Genomic DNA, 16,297 nt, shown 5'->3' with positions numbered 1-16,297 from the left:
TGTCGCACTACCCTGACGCCGTGCGTGCGAGAGCCCCGGCATCGGCGGCCAACCTCGGCCCCGGCTTCGACTCCCTGGCCGTGGCGCTCGAGCTGTACGTCGAGGTGGAGGTCGAGTCGGCCCCTCGCCTGACCGTGAGGGCCGAGGGTCAGGGTGCCGAGCTGGCGGGCGACGCCTCGCACCTGGCGGCGCGGATCGCCATGGAGGTGCTCGGCCACGACCACTTCGCCATCGCGGTGCGGTCGTCCATCCCGCTCGGGAGGGGGCTCGGCTCGTCGGCTGCCCTGGCCGCGGCCACGGCCGCGGCCGCGGGCGCCAACGACCCCCTGGCCGTGGCGGCGGCGTCCGACGGCCATCCCGAGAACGCGGCCGCGTCCGTGTGGGGTGGGTTGGTCGCCGCCACCACCGTCGCCGGTGCCCCGGTGGTCGCCCCCCTCGCCCTCGACCCCGAGCTGGCCTTCGTGGTGCTCGTGCCGACGCGCACCCTGGCGACGAGCCAGGCCCGCCAGGCACTGCCGGCCACGGTGAGCCACCGTGACGCCACGTTCAACCTCGGTCGCATGGGCCTGCTGGTGGGCGGCCTGGCCAACCGTCGTTACCTCGTGCGGGCAGCCACCGAGGATCGCCTGCACCAGTCCGCCCGCAGCCCGCTCTTTCCGGAGGCCTCCCAGCTGCTCGGCCGCTTGGTCGATGCCGGGGCGCTGGCGGCGTCGTGGTCGGGTGCCGGTCCCAGCCTCATCGGCTTCTGCGACGCCGAGGTCGCGCCCCGCGTGCGCGACGCCGGCGAGCTGATGCTGAAGGAGCTCTCGGTGCCCGGACGGGTCCTGCTGCTCGGGCCCGACCGACGGGGCCTGCTCATGGCCCGCGGCGAATCGCCGCCGCCGGGCGGACCCGACTCTCGCCGCTGGCCCTGAGCGGTATCGTCGGCTCGGTGCCGACCTCCCCGTCGAAGGAGCTCGTGGCCCTGGAGAACCCGCGGCCGGGTCGTGACTACGAGATCCGCTTCGAGACGCCCGAGCTCACCTGCCTGTGCCCGATGACGGGCCAGCCTGACTTCGCGACGGTCACCCTCACCTACGTGCCCGCCGCCTCGATCGTCGAGCTCAAGTCGCTCAAGCTCTACTTGTGGAGCTACCGCGACGAGGGCGCCTTCCACGAGGAGGTCACCAATCGCATTCTCGACGACCTGGTTGCCGCCGTGGGCCCGAAGCGGATGACCGTGCGCACCGACTGGCTCGTCCGGGGCGGCATTCACTCGGTGGTGGAAGCCACTCACCCGTGAGGCCCGCCCGGGAGGCGGGCCCGATGAGTGAGCCCGCCCGGGAGGCGGGCCCGATGAGCGAGCTCAGCTGGTCGCCTGCCACGACTGCTCGTAGCCCTCGACGGTGATGGCCTCGGCGACCGGGGTCGTGTGGAGCGGACGGCGGGCGTCGACGTTGACAGCGATCTCGTCCGCGTAGCCGCCGGGGCCGCGCTCTTCGGCCCGCCGCACGGCCGCGGGCTGAGGACCGTGGTGGACGCCGTGCGGGTGGAAGGTGAGCATCCCCGCCGAGATGCCGGCCCGACTGAAGAACTCGCCCCGGTGGTAGAAGATCACCTCGTCCACGTCGACGTTGCGGTGGTAGAAGGGCACGCTGAGGGTGGCGGGATCGCGCTCCAGCGGGCGGGGCGCGAACGTAGCCACCACGAAGCCGTTCCCGACGAACGTGGTATGGGCCGAGGGCGGAAGGTGGTAGCGCTCCGACACGACAGGGCGGAAATCACCCGCCGCCAGCCGGAGCGGGGCCAGGTCGCCCTTCCAGCCCACGACGTCGAGGGGATGGAAGGGGTACCGGATCTCGCTGACGACCCCCTCCCGCAGCACGCGCACGCGGTAGTCGCCCTTGTCGTCGTGCGCCACGGGCTCGGGCACTTCGACCACGGCAGGGTCGAAGAGGGCGTGCCGACCAAGCAGGCCCCGGTCCGGAAGTCCGATGGTCCCGCCCAACGCCTCGATGGTCAGCAGCCGCGTCGTGCTCACCGGCTCGAAGCGATGGGTCGTGCTCCGGGGCACCAGCAGGTAGTCGCCGGGTCGGTAGGCGAGGGGGCCGTACTCGGTCGCGAGTCTCCCTTCGCCTTCATGCACCAGGTAGAGCACGTCACCGTCGGCGTCCCGGAAGAACCAGGTCGCGTCCGTCGCCGGTCTGGTCCACCATCCGATGCGCAAGTCGTCGTTCACGAGCAGCACCGAGGGAGTGCCGTCACCCGGATCGTCCAACCGATTGGCATCGAGCGCCATCGGCCGCAGGGGGCCGGAGATGGCGGTCCAGCCCGTTGGCGGGTGCAGACGGTAGAGGTGGCTGGCCGCGCCGGCGAAACCCTCCCGGCCGTGCTCCTCCTCCACCGTTCCGGTCGGCAGATCGGCGTGGGCCTGACGAGAGGCACGGCCCTTCACCCATTGGGGTGGCAGTGATGACACTTGGCCTCCTTCATTTGTCGTCGTCGGCCAGCGTGGCGACGAGGGGCAGGGCGCGGTAGGCGATCTGCTCGGACAGGGCGATCACCGTCGTGCTGCGGCCGATGCCCTGCGCCTCGAGGATGTGGTTGATGATGTCCTGGAGGTGCTCGTTGGTGCGGGCCGCCACCCGACAGTGCAGGTCGCCCGGCCCGGTGATGGCGTGGGCTTCGAGCACCTCGGGGACCTTGCGCAGGTGGTCGACGACGTCGCCGAGACGGCCCTGGGTGATCTCCAGGTTGACGAAGGCGGTGACCTCGTAGCCGAGCGCACCGAGGTGGAGGTCGGGGCCGAAGCCGGTGACCACTCCCCGGCTCACCAACTTGTCCAGCCTCGCCTGCACCGTGCCCCGGGCGACGTGGAGGCGGCGGGCCAGCTCGAGGACGCCGGCCCTCGGCGCCTCGGCCAGCAGTCCGATGAGGCGGGCGTCCAAGCGATCGATCGTCCTGGCCAACACGTCCAGAGGTTAGCGCGCCGTCCGGACCAGACAAGACAAATTGACCAGTGTTTCTCGAAACACTTGACCCTGACCGGTAGTAATGGCTCTTCTTGGGGTACAACTTGTGACGCCAGATGCCGAGAGGAGGGACGATGACGCTAACCCGGGGACCCTCAACCGGCACGGCGGGATGGCACGCCTTCGGGCCACGCGTGGACGATGTGGTCGGTCGCCATCCCGTGGTTGTCGACAACCGCTACACCCGGTGGTTTGCCACCGGCGTGGCCACCCGAGCGGACGTCCGCCACCTGACCGTGCAGTTCAGCGTGTTCAGCCACCTGTTCGTCGAGGCCCAGCTGCGGAAGGTGATCAACGCGCCCGATCTGGCGTCCTACCGGGCCGGGAAGGAGATCCTGATGAACGAGCTCGGGGTGCCGTTCCGTCCGCCCCGCGGGGCGGCGGATACTGACGCCGAGGCGGAGCTCGTCTCGACCGAGGGCAGCGTGGAGGGGGCGCGATTTCGCTTCCCGGCCGCCCATTTCGAATGGCTGCTGGGCTTCGCCGAGCCCCTCGGCCTCGGGTTCAGCGACCTCGGAAAGCGCCGGCAGGCAACGCCGGCCACGGCCTTCTTCTGCGACGAGCTCCTGCGCATCTACGGATCAGACGATCCATCGGTCGCCGCCGGCGCGTCGTACGCCGTCGAGCACTGGGCGGCGGCCGGGTTCTGGAAGGAGCTCATCTCCGGTCTTCGGGTCTTCTCGGCGCGCGAGTGCCCGGGTCTGACGCTGTCGTTCTGGACCTGGCACGACCGGGTGGAGGACCAGCACGCCGCGCACACGACCGACGAGCTGGCCGAGGTGTATTCGCAGCCGGGTTTCGATCAGGACATGTTCCTCGCCGGGGCGGGCGAGATGCTGGACGGGGTCAGGGCGTTCTGGGACGGGCTGGAACGTGACCGTGAAGAGGGGAGGGCACCATGAGCGCCATCGAGCTGGAGGGATGGGATCACGTCGAGCTCTGGGTCGGCAACGCCCGCCAGGCCGCGCACTTCTTCGCGGGCGGGCTCGGCTTCGAGGTGGTGGCCTACGCCGGTCCCGAGACAGGCGTGTCTGACCGGGCTTCTTACGTCCTCGAGCAGGGCGCCCTCCGGCTGGTCGTGACGGGCGCCCTCCAGGCGTCGTCGCCGATCGCCGCTCACCACCGCGCCCACGGTGACGGGGTGCGTTCGCTGGCATTCGCCGTGACCGACGCGGCGGCCGCCTATGACGCGGCGCTGGCACGCGGCGCGGTCGGCATCGCTGGTCCGCGCACCGACGAGGACGACAGCGGCAAGCTGGTGACGGCGACGATCGCCGCCTATGGCGACACCGAGCACACCTTCGTGGAGCGGACCGCCTACTCCGGCGCCTTCGCCCCCGGCTTCGAGTCCCGCCGGCTTCCTCCTCCGCCGGAAGGTGCGACGGTGGGGTTGCGCAGCTTCGATCACGTCGTGGCCAACGTGGGACCGGGTGACCTCGGTTGCTGGGTCGAGTTCTACGAGCAGGTGCTGGGCTTCGAGCGCCTGGTGCACTTCGGCGACGACCAGATCTCCACCGAGTTTTCGGCGCTGATGTCGACCGTGGTGTGGGACGGATCCCGGGTCGTGCTTCCCATCAACGAGCCCGCCCAGGGTCAGCGGCGGAGCCAGATCCAGGAGTTCCTCGATTTCTACGGCTGTCCCGGTGTCCAGCATCTGGCCCTGGCCACCGACGACATCGTCGCCACCGTGGACGCCCTGCGACGGCGCGGCCTGCGCTTCCTCGACGTCCCGGCCGACTATTACGACGACCTGCGCCGGCGTCTCGGCGACCTCGACCTGCCGTGGGAGGAGCTCAGGCGCCTCGGCATCCTCGTCGACCGCGACGAGGACGGTCACCTGCTGCAGATCTTTTCCGAGAACGTCGGCGATCGTCCGACGCTGTTCCTGGAGATCATCCAGCGCCAGGGGGCCCGGGGCTTCGGGGTCGGCAACTTCAAGGCCCTCTTCGAGGCGATCGAGGCGGAGCAGGCCAGACGGGGCAACCTGTAGGCGCCTGGAAGGAGGTCGCCTCGCCCTCCTGGAGGGTGGCGGCGGTAGATTTGAGCTCGTGCCCCGGCGTTACTGGCTCGAGACTTTGGGCTGCCCCAAGAACGATGTCGACTCGGCGAAGCTGGCCGGCACCCTCGAGGGCGATGGGCTGCTACCGGCGAACCGGCCCGAGGACGCCGACCTGCTTGTCGTCAACACCTGCGCCTTCATCGAGGCCGCCCGCGAGGAGTCGATCGAGACCGTGTTGACCATGGCCGGTGCCCGACGACCAGGGGCGGAGGTCGTCGTCACGGGCTGTATGGCCGAGCGCTACGGCGACGAGCTGGCCCGCGCGCTACCCGAGGTCGATCGAGTGGCCGGCTTCGGTGTACCGGTCAGCCTGTCGGCTCCCGCCGTGCCCAGTCTCGATCTACTCAATCTCGGCCGGCCGCCGGCCAGTGCGCCATGGGCGTACGTGAAGGTGGCCGAGGGCTGCGATCGGGCGTGCGGGTTCTGCGCCATACCGTCCTTCCGGGGGCGACAGCGGTCCCGCTCCGAGGGAGCGGTGCTCGAGGAGGTGGAGGCCCTCGGGGTGCGCGAGGTCGTGCTGGTCGCCCAGGATCTCGCCTCGTACGGAAGGGACGTGGGGCGGGCCGGCGCCATCATCGGGCTGATCGAACGCGTCGCCGAGCTCGTCGAGCGGACGCGCCTGCTGTACCTCTACCCGTCGGAGTTGAACGATCGCCTGGTCGATGCCATCTGCGGCACGGGCGTGCCCTACTTCGACCTGTCCCTCCAGCACGTCTCCAGGCCCCTCCTGCGGCGGATGCGCCGGTGGGGCGACGGCGCGCGCTTTGCCCGCCGCATCTCCGACATCCGGGCCCGCGAGCCCTCGGCGGCCTTCCGCTCCTCGTTCATCGTCGGTTACCCGGGGGAGACCGAAGAGGACCACGACCGGCTGATGGAGTTCCTGGGCGCGGTCCGACTGGACTGGGCCGGCTTCTTCGCCTACTCGGAAGAGGAGGGCACCTATGCGGCCGGCCTCGACCAGCGGGTGCCGGCTGGCCTGGTGGGCGAGCGCCTGGCCGAGCTGTCGGAGCTGCAGGACCTGATCACGGCCAGCCGTCGGGCCGAGCTGATCGGCGAGACCGTCGAGGTGCTGGTCGATCGGATCGGTGTCGGACGCTCCCACCGCGAGGCGCCCGAGATCGACGGCGTCGTGGGCGTACCCGATGATCTCCGCCCCGGAGACCTCGTCGACGTGGTGGTCACCGGGTCGGCCGGGCCCGACCTGGAGGCGACGCCGTGAAGTCGGTGGGTCCCGGCACGTACGGGCCCTCAGCCCTGGCCACGCCGGCCAACGCCATCACCGTCGCCCGCCTGCTGGCCACGCCCGTGCTGTTGGCGCTGGTGCTCGCCCTGGGCGCATCGTGGGTGACCGTCGTCGTGTGGGCGGTCCTGGCGGGCACCGACGGCCTCGACGGCTGGGTGGCCCGCCGCCACGGGGCGACGCGCTCCGGCGCCTTCCTCGATCCGCTGGCAGACAAGTTCCTCGTGGTGGGTGCGCTGGTCGCCCTGGTCGCGCGCGGTGAGATCTGGTGGTTGCCGGTCGCGCTCATCGGCGGGCGGGAGCTGGGTATCAGCGCCTACCGGGTCATCGTCGGCCGCCGCGGGGTGTCGGTGCCGGCCCGGTGGACGGGCAAGGCGAAGGCGTGGGCCCAGGACCTGGCCGTGGGCCTCGCCCTGCTGCCGCCGGTGGCCACCCACCACCACGGCCTGGTGGTCGCCGTCCTCTGGGTGGCCGTGGGGCTGACCTACGTCTCCGGCACCCAGTACATGGTCGACCGACGCGGCGCGGCGCAGCCGGTCGGAGCCGTGGGTGCGTCGGGCGCGGTGGCCGGCCTGGGCGCCCAGCCCAAGGGGGCGAGGTGACGGCCGGTCCTCCGCCCCCGGCACCTTGGTGCGCTTCCACGTCTTGTCGAAAGTGGGCGATGCGCTCGCAGCCGTCGCGCCCACTTTCGACCAAATGTGGAACACACCCAGGTCGACCGGAGCGCGGGCGCTGTGCGGGCTGAGGTCGTCGCCGTCGGCACCGAGCTGCTGCTCGGACAGATCGTCGACACCAACTCGGCCTGGCTGGGGGAGCGGCTGGCGCTCGCCGGCATCGACTCCTTCTTCCAGACCAAGGTCGGCGACAACCAGACCCGGATCGTGCTGGCGCTTCGCTCAGCGCTGGCTCGCAGCGACGCGGTCGTCGTCTGCGGTGGCCTCGGGCCGACCCAGGACGACATCACCAGGGACGCCATCGCCGAGGTCATGAACGTGCGCCTCGTGCGCGACGAGGCGATCGTCGAGCGGATCGCAGCCATGTTCGGGTCGCGGGGGCGGGAGATGCCGGCGAGCAACCTGCGCCAAGCCGAGGTGCCCGAGGGCGCCAGCGTGATCCCGCAGGTCCGGGGGACGGCACCGGGGCTCGTCTGCCCGGTGGGCCACAAGGTGATCTACGCCATCCCGGGTGTACCGCACGAGATGATGGAGATGGCGGAGCGGGGCGTCATCCCGGACCTTCAGGCCCGCGCCGGCACTGCGGCGGTGATCCTCAGCCGCACCTTGCGTTCGTGGGGACTGTCGGAGTCCAAGCTGGCGGAGATGGTGGGGCCGCGTCTCGTCGCCCTCGACGAGGCGGGCGGGAATCCCACCATCGCCTTTCTGGCCAGCGGGATCGAGGGCATCAAGGTCCGCATCACCGCCAAGGCGACCACCGAGGCCGACGCCCGGGCGCTCCTTGATGCCGAGGAGGCGGAGGTACGAGCGCTGCTCGGCGAGACGGTGTTCGGGGTCGACGACCAGTCGATGGAGCATGCCGTGGGGGCGCTGCTCGCCGAGCGCGGCCTCACCCTGGCCCTGGCCGAGTCCGTCACCGGCGGGCTGGTGGCGTCGAGGCTGGTGAACGTGCCTGGTGCGAGCGCCTGGCTCCGGGGCTCCGTCGTCGCCTACGAAACGGCCGTCAAGCGCGAGCTGTTGGGGGTGGGCGACGGACCGGCCGTGAGCGAGGAGACGGCGCGGGAGATGGCCGCCGGAGCGCGCCGGGTCCTCGGCAGCGACGTCGGCCTCGCCGTCACCGGCGTCGCCGGTCCGACGCCCCAGGATGGCGTGGCGGTCGGCACCGTGTGGTGCGGGCTGGCCGGACCCGGGCCGTCGCTCGAGGCCGTGCGGATGCAGCTTCCCGGCGATCGGGAGCGCATCCGGCAGTTCGCCGCCATCTCGGTGCTGGATGTCCTGCGCCGGCGGATGCTCGAGCCGGCGCCCGCCTGAGACAGAGCCCGTGCCGGGCCGTTGTGCCGAGACGGCGGCGGTGTTACAACGGCTGTCGTTGGTATAGGGGCAAGGGAGGGCACGATGAAGTATGTAGTCAGCTGGACGCCGCGTCAGGGGGGATCCGCAGCCGACAACGAAGCCTCACTGAAGCGGGGCTTGGACGTCTTCAGCAAGTGGTCGCCGGCCGCGGGAGCGACCTTCCATCAGTTCCTTGGTCGGGTTGACGGCGAGGGAGGCTTCTCGGTGGTGGAGACGGATGATCCCCGTCTCATCCTGGGTGATACGGCGAAGTTCTCGCCGTTCTTCGAGTTCCATGTCTACCCCGTGGTGGATATCACCGACGTGGCTCAGATCGGCAGTGAGGCCATCGAGTTCCGGAGCTCGATCTCCTGACGGTCGGCGGACGGGGCGACCGGTGGGACCCGCGATAGCGCCTTTCGGAGGCCTCGCCGCGTGACAGGAACGGCGTACCTCGATCACCTGACCGACGATGACCTCGAGCTGTTGTCGAGGGGTCATCGGGCCGCGACCGGGGACGTGCTGAGGGTCGTCGAGCTGCGTTCGCGCCCGGAGCTGATGGACTCCCTGCTCGCCCGACCAGAGGTGTTCGAGGCGGTCTTCGGCGTCGAGAAGGGGGCCGATCCCTTCCTGCGGGGCTCGCCGTTCCTCGTCTTCGCCGTCGCCGTCCACCGCTGTGTGGAGGACCTCGGACAGGCGGCGTTCGTGCCGGAGTGGCTCGGGCCGCGCCAGCGGGTGGCGGTGTTCGACGTCGGGGCGCTGCGCGATTTCCTGGCCGATTCGACACGGCGGTTCTTCCTGGTCGAGCTGCTGGCGTCGTACACCCACGTGGCCAGCGGCAGCTTCTGGGTGCAGACCCGACGCGGCTGGCGACGTCGGCGCTTCAGCGAGCTCGACCCGGTGCGCCTGGCGTCGCTGTTGGAGGTGGTGCCCGAGCCCGAGCGGGTCGGCATCTACCGGCGCCTGGGTGACCTGGCACTGTTCCTCACCGGCGTGTTCCCCGATCACACGGCGATGCGGGCGCTGGCGCCCATCGACACAGCCCGCCTGCTCCGGGCGGCGCGCCTGACGGCCGAAGCTGGTGAGCCATTCGGCCACGTCGAGTCGGTGGAGCCGGCGGGGCCGGTGGCCCTGCTGGAGCACCTCGGCCGCCGGTGGTACCGGCTGGCGTGCGACACGGCACCGTCGCCGACCGGAGCCATGCGGGTGGTGGGGGAGGTGGCGGAGCGCTTCCGGCAGGCTCGCCGGGTGCTCAACCTCGTCACCGACCGGCACCTGTTCGTGCTCCGCGACCGCTGGTTCTCGCCGCCGACGGCGTGAGTCGTGCGGCTGTTCGTCGCCGTCTGGCCATCCGCCGACGTCCTCGATGTGCTCGCCGACCTGCCCCGACCCGAGGTGTCCGGGGTGCGGTGGACGACGAAAGGGCAGTGGCACGTGACGCTGCGGTTCTTCGGCCACGTGGCGGCCGGGGAAGTCGACCAGGTGACCGGTACGTTCGGTCGGATCGACGTGGGCTCGGCCGGTCCGGTGACGGCCGACATGGGGCCGGTGACGGCCTGCTTGGGGCGGGGCATCCTCCAGGTCCCGGTCGAGGGTCTCGACGAGCTGGCCCGGGCAACCGTCGAGGCCACCACGGGCGTGGGCCAGCCTCCCGACGACCGCCCCTTCCGGGGGCACCTGACGCTGGCGCGCGCCCGCGGGCGAAAGGGGGATCTGCGGCGATGGCGGGGGACGCCGCTGGCCGCCCGCTGGAAGGTCGCCGATCTGACTCTCGTCGCCAGCACCCCCCACCGGGAAGGGTCCCGGTACGAGGTCGTGGCCTCCCTGCCGCTGGCGTGAGGCCAGGATCCTTCCCCGAACACGCGTTCGGAACTACACTGCTGGAGTTCCAACAGTGTGATCGTCACACCCCATCCATAGGGTGAGGCCCGAATCCAGACCGCCACGACGAGAGGGGATCCGGTGGAACGTGACAAGGCGCTCGACATGGCGATCGGGCACGTCGAGAAGCAGTTCGGCAAGGGCTCGATCATGCGCATGGGCGAGCGGGTGGACATGGCCATCGAGTCCGTTCCCACCGGCGCCATGGCCCTCGACCTGGCCCTCGGTGTCGGTGGGCTGCCCCGGGGCCGGATCGTCGAGCTCTACGGACCCGAGTCCTCGGGGAAGTCGACCCTGGCCATGCACGTCGTGGCCGAGGGGCAGCGCAACGGCGGCATCTGTGCCTACATCGACGCCGAGCACGCCATGGACCCGGTCTACGCCAGGGCCATCGGCGTCGACATCGACGAGCTGCTGATCTCCCAGCCCGACACCGGGGAGCAGGCGCTCGAGATCGCCGACATGCTCATCCGGTCGGGAGCCCTCGACGTGCTGGTCATCGACTCGGTGGCGGCGCTCACTCCCCGAGCGGAGATCGAGGGAGAGATGGGCGACGCCCACGTCGGCCTCCAGGCCCGTCTCATGTCCCAGGCGCTGCGCAAGCTCACCGGGACCCTCAGCCGGTCCAACACCATCGCCATATTTATCAATCAGCTGCGAGAAAAGATAGGTGTCGTGTACGGCTCACCTGAGGTGACCCCAGGCGGGAGGGCGCTCAAGTTCTACTCGTCGGTCCGACTCGACATCCGCAGGATCGAGTCCATCAAGGACGGCGGCGAGGTCATCGGCAACCGCACGCGGGTCAAGGTGGTGAAAAACAAGTGCCTGGCCGCCGGTACCCGCGTCTTCGACCCCACCACGGGCTGCACGCATGCCATGGAGGACATCGTCGAGCGGGACGAGGGTGTCGCGGTGATGGCCGCGGACAAGCTCGGCAAGCTGCACGTTCGGCGCGTGACCGGTCGCATGGACCAGGGCGAGCACGAGGTCATCGGTCTGCATCTGCGGGACGGCACGGCCTTGTGGGCTACCGGCGACCACCGGATCCTCACGGACAGAGGATGGCGCGAGGCGGGTGAGCTGGCCGTTGGTGATCGGGTCGCCCGACCCCGGCGGGCAGTTGGCTTCGGAGCCGAGCAGCCAGTACCCCCGGATCGGGCCCGGATGCTCGGCTATCTCATCGGAGACGGCTGCGTGAGCGGGAAGACGCCGATCTCCTTTACCAATGTTCAAGAGTCGCTCCAGGCTGACGCGGCCGCCATCGCCTCTGCGCTGGGGTGCGATTCCCATCCTCGCGGTATCCAGGTCAGCTTCTCGCACCGAACTGGCGAGAAGAACGGGCTACTGGAGCTGGCCCGGTGGGCCGGTATCTGGGGCCAGTTGGCGGCTACAAAGCGCATCCCAACCGCCTTTTTCGCTTCGGACGTGTCCGAAGAGGTGGTGGGCAACCTGTTGTTCGGCCTCTGGGAGAGCGATGGCTGGGTCAGTCGGGAGCAGACCGGCGGCATCCGCTGCGGGTTCACCACGACGTCCGAACAGCTGGCTCAGCAGCTTCACTGGCTTCTGCTGCGCTGGGGCATCGGCAGCTCGGTCCGGGTCTACGACCCAACGTCCAAGCGGCCGAGCATCGTCAAGGGGCGCAGGGTGCAAGGGAAGCTCCCTTGTTGGGAGGTTCGGGTGAGTGGCATCGACAACGTCACCCGCTTCTCATCGGCTCTCCCGATGTGGGGTCCCAAGGGACAGGTGCTCACTGCTGAGCTGTCCGATCCCGAGCTCGGCAAGCACCGTGGCTCTCAGCGCGGTTACCTTCCGGCCAGCCAGACCGAGCCGGTGCTCGACTACCTGAGGGGTCAGGGCGTCACGGTCGAGCTCGCCTGCCAGTTGCTGGGCTACGGGCCGGGCAGAGGAGGGGCACGGAGCTTGAGGGTGTTGCTTGGCCCGTCCCGGCTCCGCCGTGACCGCGTGGAGCGGCTGGCCGATGCGCTGGAGAGCGAGTTCCTCGAGGGCGTGCTGGACGAGGACGTCTGGTACGACCGGATCGTCGCCGTCAGCCCCCCGGAATGGCGACCCATCTACGACATCGAGGTGGATGATCTCCATACCTTCGTGGCCAATGACGTCGTAGTGTCGAACTGTTCGCCGCCTTTCAAATCGGCGGAGTTCGACATCATGTACGGCCGGGGCATCAGCCGGGAGGGGTCGGTCATCGACGTCGCCGTCGACCTGGGCATCGTGAAGAAATCCGGTGCCTGGTACACCTACGAGGGCGAGCAGCTCGGTCAGGGCCGGGAGAACGCCAAGCAGTTCCTGCTCGAGAACGCCGAGCTGATGGTCGAGCTCAACGAGCGTGTCCGGCAACAGGTGGGAATGGGGTCGGGGTCCGAGGACGTTCCATTGGGAACACAGGCTGCCGACGACGAACCCATCTCGTTGAAGGAATGACCGACTAGGGATCTTCCAGGGCCGGCCGTCGCTCTCCCCCCCGAGCGACGGCCGGCCACCTCCCCTTGTGGCGGTAGCCACAGAAGGGACATTTGTCCGCGACGTCGAATCACACGATGGCGCGTGGCCGAACCACGACGTACGCCGATGGGTCCTAGCTGGGGGCAACATGGAAGTGCTCAAGGTCTCGAGCAAATCGAGTCCAAATGCTGTCGCCGGTGCAATGGCCAGCGTGCTGCGGCAAGTGGGAGCGGTAGAAGTGCAGGTCGTCGGCGCTGGGGCCCTCAATCAGGCCGTGAAGGCCATGGCCATCGCTCGGGGTTTCGTAGTCCCGTCGGGCATCGACCTGATCTGCGTGCCGAACTTTGCCGACATCGAGATCGATGGGCAGAGCCGCACCGCCCTCAGGCTGCTCGTCGAGCACCGCGGCGGGGTAGGCCAGCTGCCTCCCGCTGGGGAAGACGCCCACGGTCACGCCGTCTCGCGAGAGACGGAGTAGCGCGCCCGCACAGAACGGGGGCAGGGGAGGGAACGCGCCCTATTCTGGGCCGGTGACCCGGAAGTTCCTCGTGCGCACCTTCGGGTGCCAGATGAACGAGCACGATTCCGAGCGGCTGGCGGGCCTGCTCGAGACCGAGGGCATGGAGCCCACGGACGAGGTCGGCGAAGCCGACGTCGTGGTCCTCAACACCTGCTGCATCAGAGAGAACGCGGACAACCGGCTCTACGGGCACCTCGGCCAGCTCAAGGCGGTGCGCGACCACCGACCGGGCATGCAGATCGCCGTCGGTGGCTGCCTGGCCCAGAAGGACCGGGGCCTGGTCCAGCAGCGGGCCGGCCAGGTCGACGTGGTCTTCGGTACCCACAACGTGGGCCGGCTGGCCGAACTGCTCCGCCAGGCAGCGCGCGAGGGTCCCGTCATGGAGATCCTCGACGAGGCACCGGCCGACGACAGCGCGCTGTTCCCGTCGGCGCTTCCGGTCCGTCGACAGCTCGGCCACGCCGCCTGGGTCACCATCCAGATCGGCTGCGACAACAGCTGTGCCTTCTGCATCGTGCCCGCCGTGCGGGGTCGCGAGGTGAGCCGACCGTTCGGCGATGTGGTGGCCGAGGTGGAGCACCTCGCCCGGGCCGGCACCGTGGAGGTAACCCTCCTCGGCCAGAACGTCAACTCCTACGGCCGGGACATCACCGCGGCCCTGCGCTCGGGCGCGACGGTCGGAGACTCCAGTGGGAGTGACGCGATCCAGCGGGCGGGTCAGGTCTGGGTCGAGGCGGGCGCGTCGCGGGCCCGTCCCCTGTTCGCCGACCTGCTGCGGGCGGTGGGAGCCGTTCCCGGCATCAGGCGGGTCCGCTACACCAGCCCCCATCCCAAGGATCTCCGGCCCGAGACCATCGCCGCCATGGCCGAGGTGGGCGCCGTCTGCGAGCACCTTCACCTGCCCCTGCAGTCGGGGAGCGATCGCGTACTCGCCGCCATGCGTCGGGGCTACACCGCCCGTCGGTACCTCGACCGGCTGGCTGCGGCCCGGAGCGCAATCCCGGACCTGGCCGTCACGACCGACATCATCGTCGGGTTCCCCGGTGAGACCGACGATGACTTCGATCGCACCCTCGAGGTCGTCGCCGAGGCCGAGTACGACAGCGCCTACACGTTCCTGTTCTCGCCCCGTCCCGGCACGCGGGCGGCGGACATGACCGACGAGGCGGTGCCGGCGGAGGTGGCCGCCGAGCGCTTCGCCCAGCTGCGGGTGGTGGTCGAGCGCTCGGCGCTCGCCAAGCACCGGGCACGGATCGGACGGACCGAAGAGGTACTGGTCGAGGGGCCGAGCAAGCGTGATCCGAACGTCACCTCCGGGCGCACCAGGCAGAACAAGCTCGTCCACTTCGCGGCGCCGGAGCCCGCACCCAGCCCGGGCACCTCGGCCCTAGTGCACGTGACCGCCGCGGCACCACATCACCTCGGCGGCGAGCTGCTGTCGGTGGGTGACCGACCTCGCCAGCGGGGCCGCATCCCGGTCACGGCAGGCTGACCGGCTGACCGGGCCCGGCCCTCAGGTCGGGGGGTAGCGCTGGTAGTCCGGGAAATGCCCGAAGAGACGCTCGCCCGGTGGGCCCTCGGTGACGGCCTGCACCAGGTACTCGCCGCCCACGAAGGCGCCCTTCCACGACGCCCCCCGGCCTCCGAAGGGCTCGTCGCGGTCGCCCCGGGATCGGGGCTTGTTCACGCCGACCTTGAACGACTGGAGCTCGGCCGCCAGCTTGTTGGCGACCTCGGCGTCGTCGCAGGCGATCGAGGCCACGAGGGCCCCGTTGGAGACGTTCATCGCCGCCAGCAGCTCGGCTTGGGTGTCCACGACCACCAGTGTGTCGATGGGCCCGAAGGGCTCGGCGTGGTACAGGGCCGAGCTCCGCGGGGGGTCGAAGATGGCGACCGGCGGCACGTAGGCCGAGGTGTCCTGACCCTCGACGAAGTGGGCCCGGGCGGTGGACCCTCGGTACAGCGGGACACCCCCTCGGTCGATGGCCTCCTCCACGTCGGCGGCCAGCTCGGTCGCCTTGCCGGCGGTGATGAGCGGGCCGAAGTCGAGGTCGGGAAGGGGGTCGTCAGCATCGCTCACGGCCAGGGGATTGCCGAACTCGAGGGAGTCCAGCACCGGCAGGAGGGTGGCGAGGAACTCGTCGAAGTGCGACCGCTGGACGACGTAGCGGGGGTAGGCGGTGCACCGCTGCTTGGCGTACTCGAAGCCCTTGCGCAGGTGGACAGCGAGGCCCTCCCAGTCGGAGAACTGCCAGATGCCCCAGGCGTTGAGCCCCTCCTGCTCCAGCATGTGGCGCTTGTCGGTGCGGACCAGCTCGGAGACGATCTGTCCGCCCGCTTCCCGGCCCCCGACGAAGGCAAGGCACCCGATCTCGGGGGACCGCACCAGCACGGGAGAGAGCAGACCGCCGGACCCGCTCACCAGGGTCACGGGCAGCCCTGCCCGCCGGGCCAGGGCCAGGGCCAGGGTGAGGGTCGAGACGCCCCCGTCGGTCGGCGCCTTGGCGATGCAGGCGTTGCCCGCCAGGGCCTGGACGAACATGGCGTGCACCAGCACCGAGAGCGGATAGTTCCACGAGGCGATGTTGGATACCGGTCCGTAGAGTGGCCGACGTCCTTCGAGCATGGGCGCGATGTTGTCGACGTACCAGGTCACGCCGGAGATCGTGCGGTCCACCTCGACCATCGACTGCCGGAAGGGCTTGCCGACCTCCCACACGAGCAGCAGGGCGAGGAGCTCGCGGTGGGCCTCGAGCGCCTCGACGGCGGCGCTGACCCGCTGTCGCCGCTCGTCGAGGGGGACGACGGCCCATGCCCGGTGGTCGGCCACCGCCGCCCGCAGGGCCTCTTCGGCCTCCTCGGGCTCGAGCATCGGCGGCCCCGCGATGGCGGTGCCGTCGATGGACGACACCGAGCGGAGGGCGGTGCCGCTCTCACGCCACTCGCCTCCCCAGAGGTTGCGGACCCCGTCGGGACCGAACGCCTCGGGAGCGATGGTCCGACAGCGGTCGTAGACCTCGGACCAGCTGGTGCCGGGCTTGATCTGGAGGGTCTGATCGGACTGCACCGCGTCATGGTGACACGCGGCGGAGCCCTCGGTCGCACCCGATCCGACGG

General features: G+C 70.2%; 15 protein-coding genes and 1 pseudogene. 13 read left to right on the top strand and 3 right to left on the bottom strand.

Annotated elements, in window-relative coordinates:
* The first annotated feature begins 20 nt into the window (after window positions 1–20).
* Together VGF64_08135 and queF are read left to right on the top strand one after the other, a co-directional pair.
* Window positions 21–914: a hypothetical protein gene (locus VGF64_08135; GenBank protein HEY1634710.1), complete on the top strand. Its 894-nt coding sequence runs from the start codon at window positions 21–23 to the stop codon at window positions 912–914.
* A 17-nt stretch (window positions 915–931) separates the two neighbouring features.
* Entirely contained in the window at window positions 932–1,282 is a 351-nt protein-coding gene (gene queF / locus VGF64_08130) for a preQ(1) synthase (GenBank protein ID HEY1634709.1), read from the top strand.
* A 63-nt stretch (window positions 1,283–1,345) separates the two neighbouring features.
* Here the strand turns inward: queF and VGF64_08125 are convergent, their stop codons facing one another.
* Together VGF64_08125 and VGF64_08120 are read right to left on the bottom strand one after the other, a co-directional pair.
* Complete coding sequence (locus VGF64_08125; protein HEY1634708.1) at window positions 1,346–2,458, bottom strand: homogentisate 1,2-dioxygenase; 1,113 nt, start codon at window positions 2,456–2,458, stop codon at window positions 1,346–1,348.
* Window positions 2,459–2,468: 10 nt separating this feature from the next.
* Window positions 2,469–2,951 carry an Lrp/AsnC family transcriptional regulator gene (locus VGF64_08120; GenBank protein HEY1634707.1) on the bottom strand — a complete coding sequence of 161 codons (483 nt, stop codon included), beginning with the start codon at window positions 2,949–2,951 and terminating at the stop codon, window positions 2,469–2,471.
* 134 nt (window positions 2,952–3,085) lie between these two features.
* Between VGF64_08120 and VGF64_08115 the strand changes: the two genes are divergently transcribed.
* From VGF64_08115 to VGF64_08065, 11 genes and pseudogenes are all read left to right on the top strand, one after another.
* Window positions 3,086–3,913: a hypothetical protein gene (locus VGF64_08115; GenBank protein HEY1634706.1), complete on the top strand. Its 828-nt coding sequence runs from the start codon at window positions 3,086–3,088 to the stop codon at window positions 3,911–3,913.
* Window positions 3,910–5,001, top strand: coding sequence for a 4-hydroxyphenylpyruvate dioxygenase (gene hppD / locus VGF64_08110; GenBank protein ID HEY1634705.1), 1,092 nt, complete (start codon window positions 3,910–3,912; stop codon window positions 4,999–5,001). Before VGF64_08115 ends, hppD begins: the two co-directional genes overlap by 4 nt.
* Window positions 5,002–5,059: 58 nt before the next feature.
* A complete protein-coding gene (rimO, locus tag VGF64_08105) occupies window positions 5,060–6,289 on the top strand; it encodes a 30S ribosomal protein S12 methylthiotransferase RimO (GenBank protein ID HEY1634704.1) in 1,230 nt (409 codons plus the stop codon).
* The gene (locus VGF64_08100) at window positions 6,286–6,912 is read left to right on the top strand and encodes a CDP-alcohol phosphatidyltransferase family protein (GenBank protein HEY1634703.1); all 627 of its coding nucleotides are present in this window, start codon (window positions 6,286–6,288) and stop codon (window positions 6,910–6,912) included. Before rimO ends, VGF64_08100 begins: the two co-directional genes overlap by 4 nt.
* 96 nt (window positions 6,913–7,008) lie before the next feature.
* Window positions 7,009–8,295 (top strand): competence/damage-inducible protein A, encoded by a 1,287-nt coding sequence (locus VGF64_08095; protein HEY1634702.1) that lies wholly within the window; start codon window positions 7,009–7,011, stop codon window positions 8,293–8,295.
* A gap of 84 nt (window positions 8,296–8,379) precedes the next feature.
* A complete protein-coding gene (locus tag VGF64_08090) occupies window positions 8,380–8,691 on the top strand; it encodes a DUF3303 family protein (protein ID HEY1634701.1) in 312 nt (103 codons plus the stop codon).
* A 60-nt stretch (window positions 8,692–8,751) separates the two neighbouring features.
* Complete coding sequence (locus VGF64_08085) at window positions 8,752–9,636, top strand: hypothetical protein (protein HEY1634700.1); 885 nt, start codon at window positions 8,752–8,754, stop codon at window positions 9,634–9,636.
* A 3-nt stretch (window positions 9,637–9,639) separates the two neighbouring features.
* The gene (gene thpR / locus VGF64_08080) at window positions 9,640–10,155 is read left to right on the top strand and encodes an RNA 2',3'-cyclic phosphodiesterase (protein HEY1634699.1); all 516 of its coding nucleotides are present in this window, start codon (window positions 9,640–9,642) and stop codon (window positions 10,153–10,155) included.
* A 123-nt stretch (window positions 10,156–10,278) separates the two neighbouring features.
* Entirely contained in the window at window positions 10,279–12,639 is a 2,361-nt protein-coding gene (gene recA, locus VGF64_08075; protein ID HEY1634698.1) for an intein-containing recombinase RecA, read from the top strand.
* Window positions 12,640–12,808: 169 nt separating this feature from the next.
* Window positions 12,809–13,066: pseudogene (locus VGF64_08070) on the top strand (stage V sporulation protein S).
* A 124-nt stretch (window positions 13,067–13,190) separates the two neighbouring features.
* On the top strand, window positions 13,191–14,672 hold the full coding sequence (locus VGF64_08065; protein HEY1634697.1) for a MiaB/RimO family radical SAM methylthiotransferase: 1,482 nt from the start codon (window positions 13,191–13,193) through the stop codon (window positions 14,670–14,672).
* Window positions 14,673–14,693: 21 nt separating this feature from the next.
* On the opposite strand, the gene VGF64_08060 is transcribed toward VGF64_08065, so the two are convergent.
* The gene (locus VGF64_08060; protein ID HEY1634696.1) at window positions 14,694–16,247 is read right to left on the bottom strand and encodes an aldehyde dehydrogenase family protein; all 1,554 of its coding nucleotides are present in this window, start codon (window positions 16,245–16,247) and stop codon (window positions 14,694–14,696) included.
* Window positions 16,248–16,297 lie beyond the last annotated feature (50 nt).

The sequence above is a fragment of the Acidimicrobiales bacterium genome (assembly GCA_036491125.1).
Taxonomy (GTDB): Bacteria; Actinomycetota; Acidimicrobiia; order Acidimicrobiales; family AC-9; genus AC-9.
Note: the sequence above shows the minus strand (reverse complement) of the source record. Positions and strands in the feature narration are given on the sequence as shown.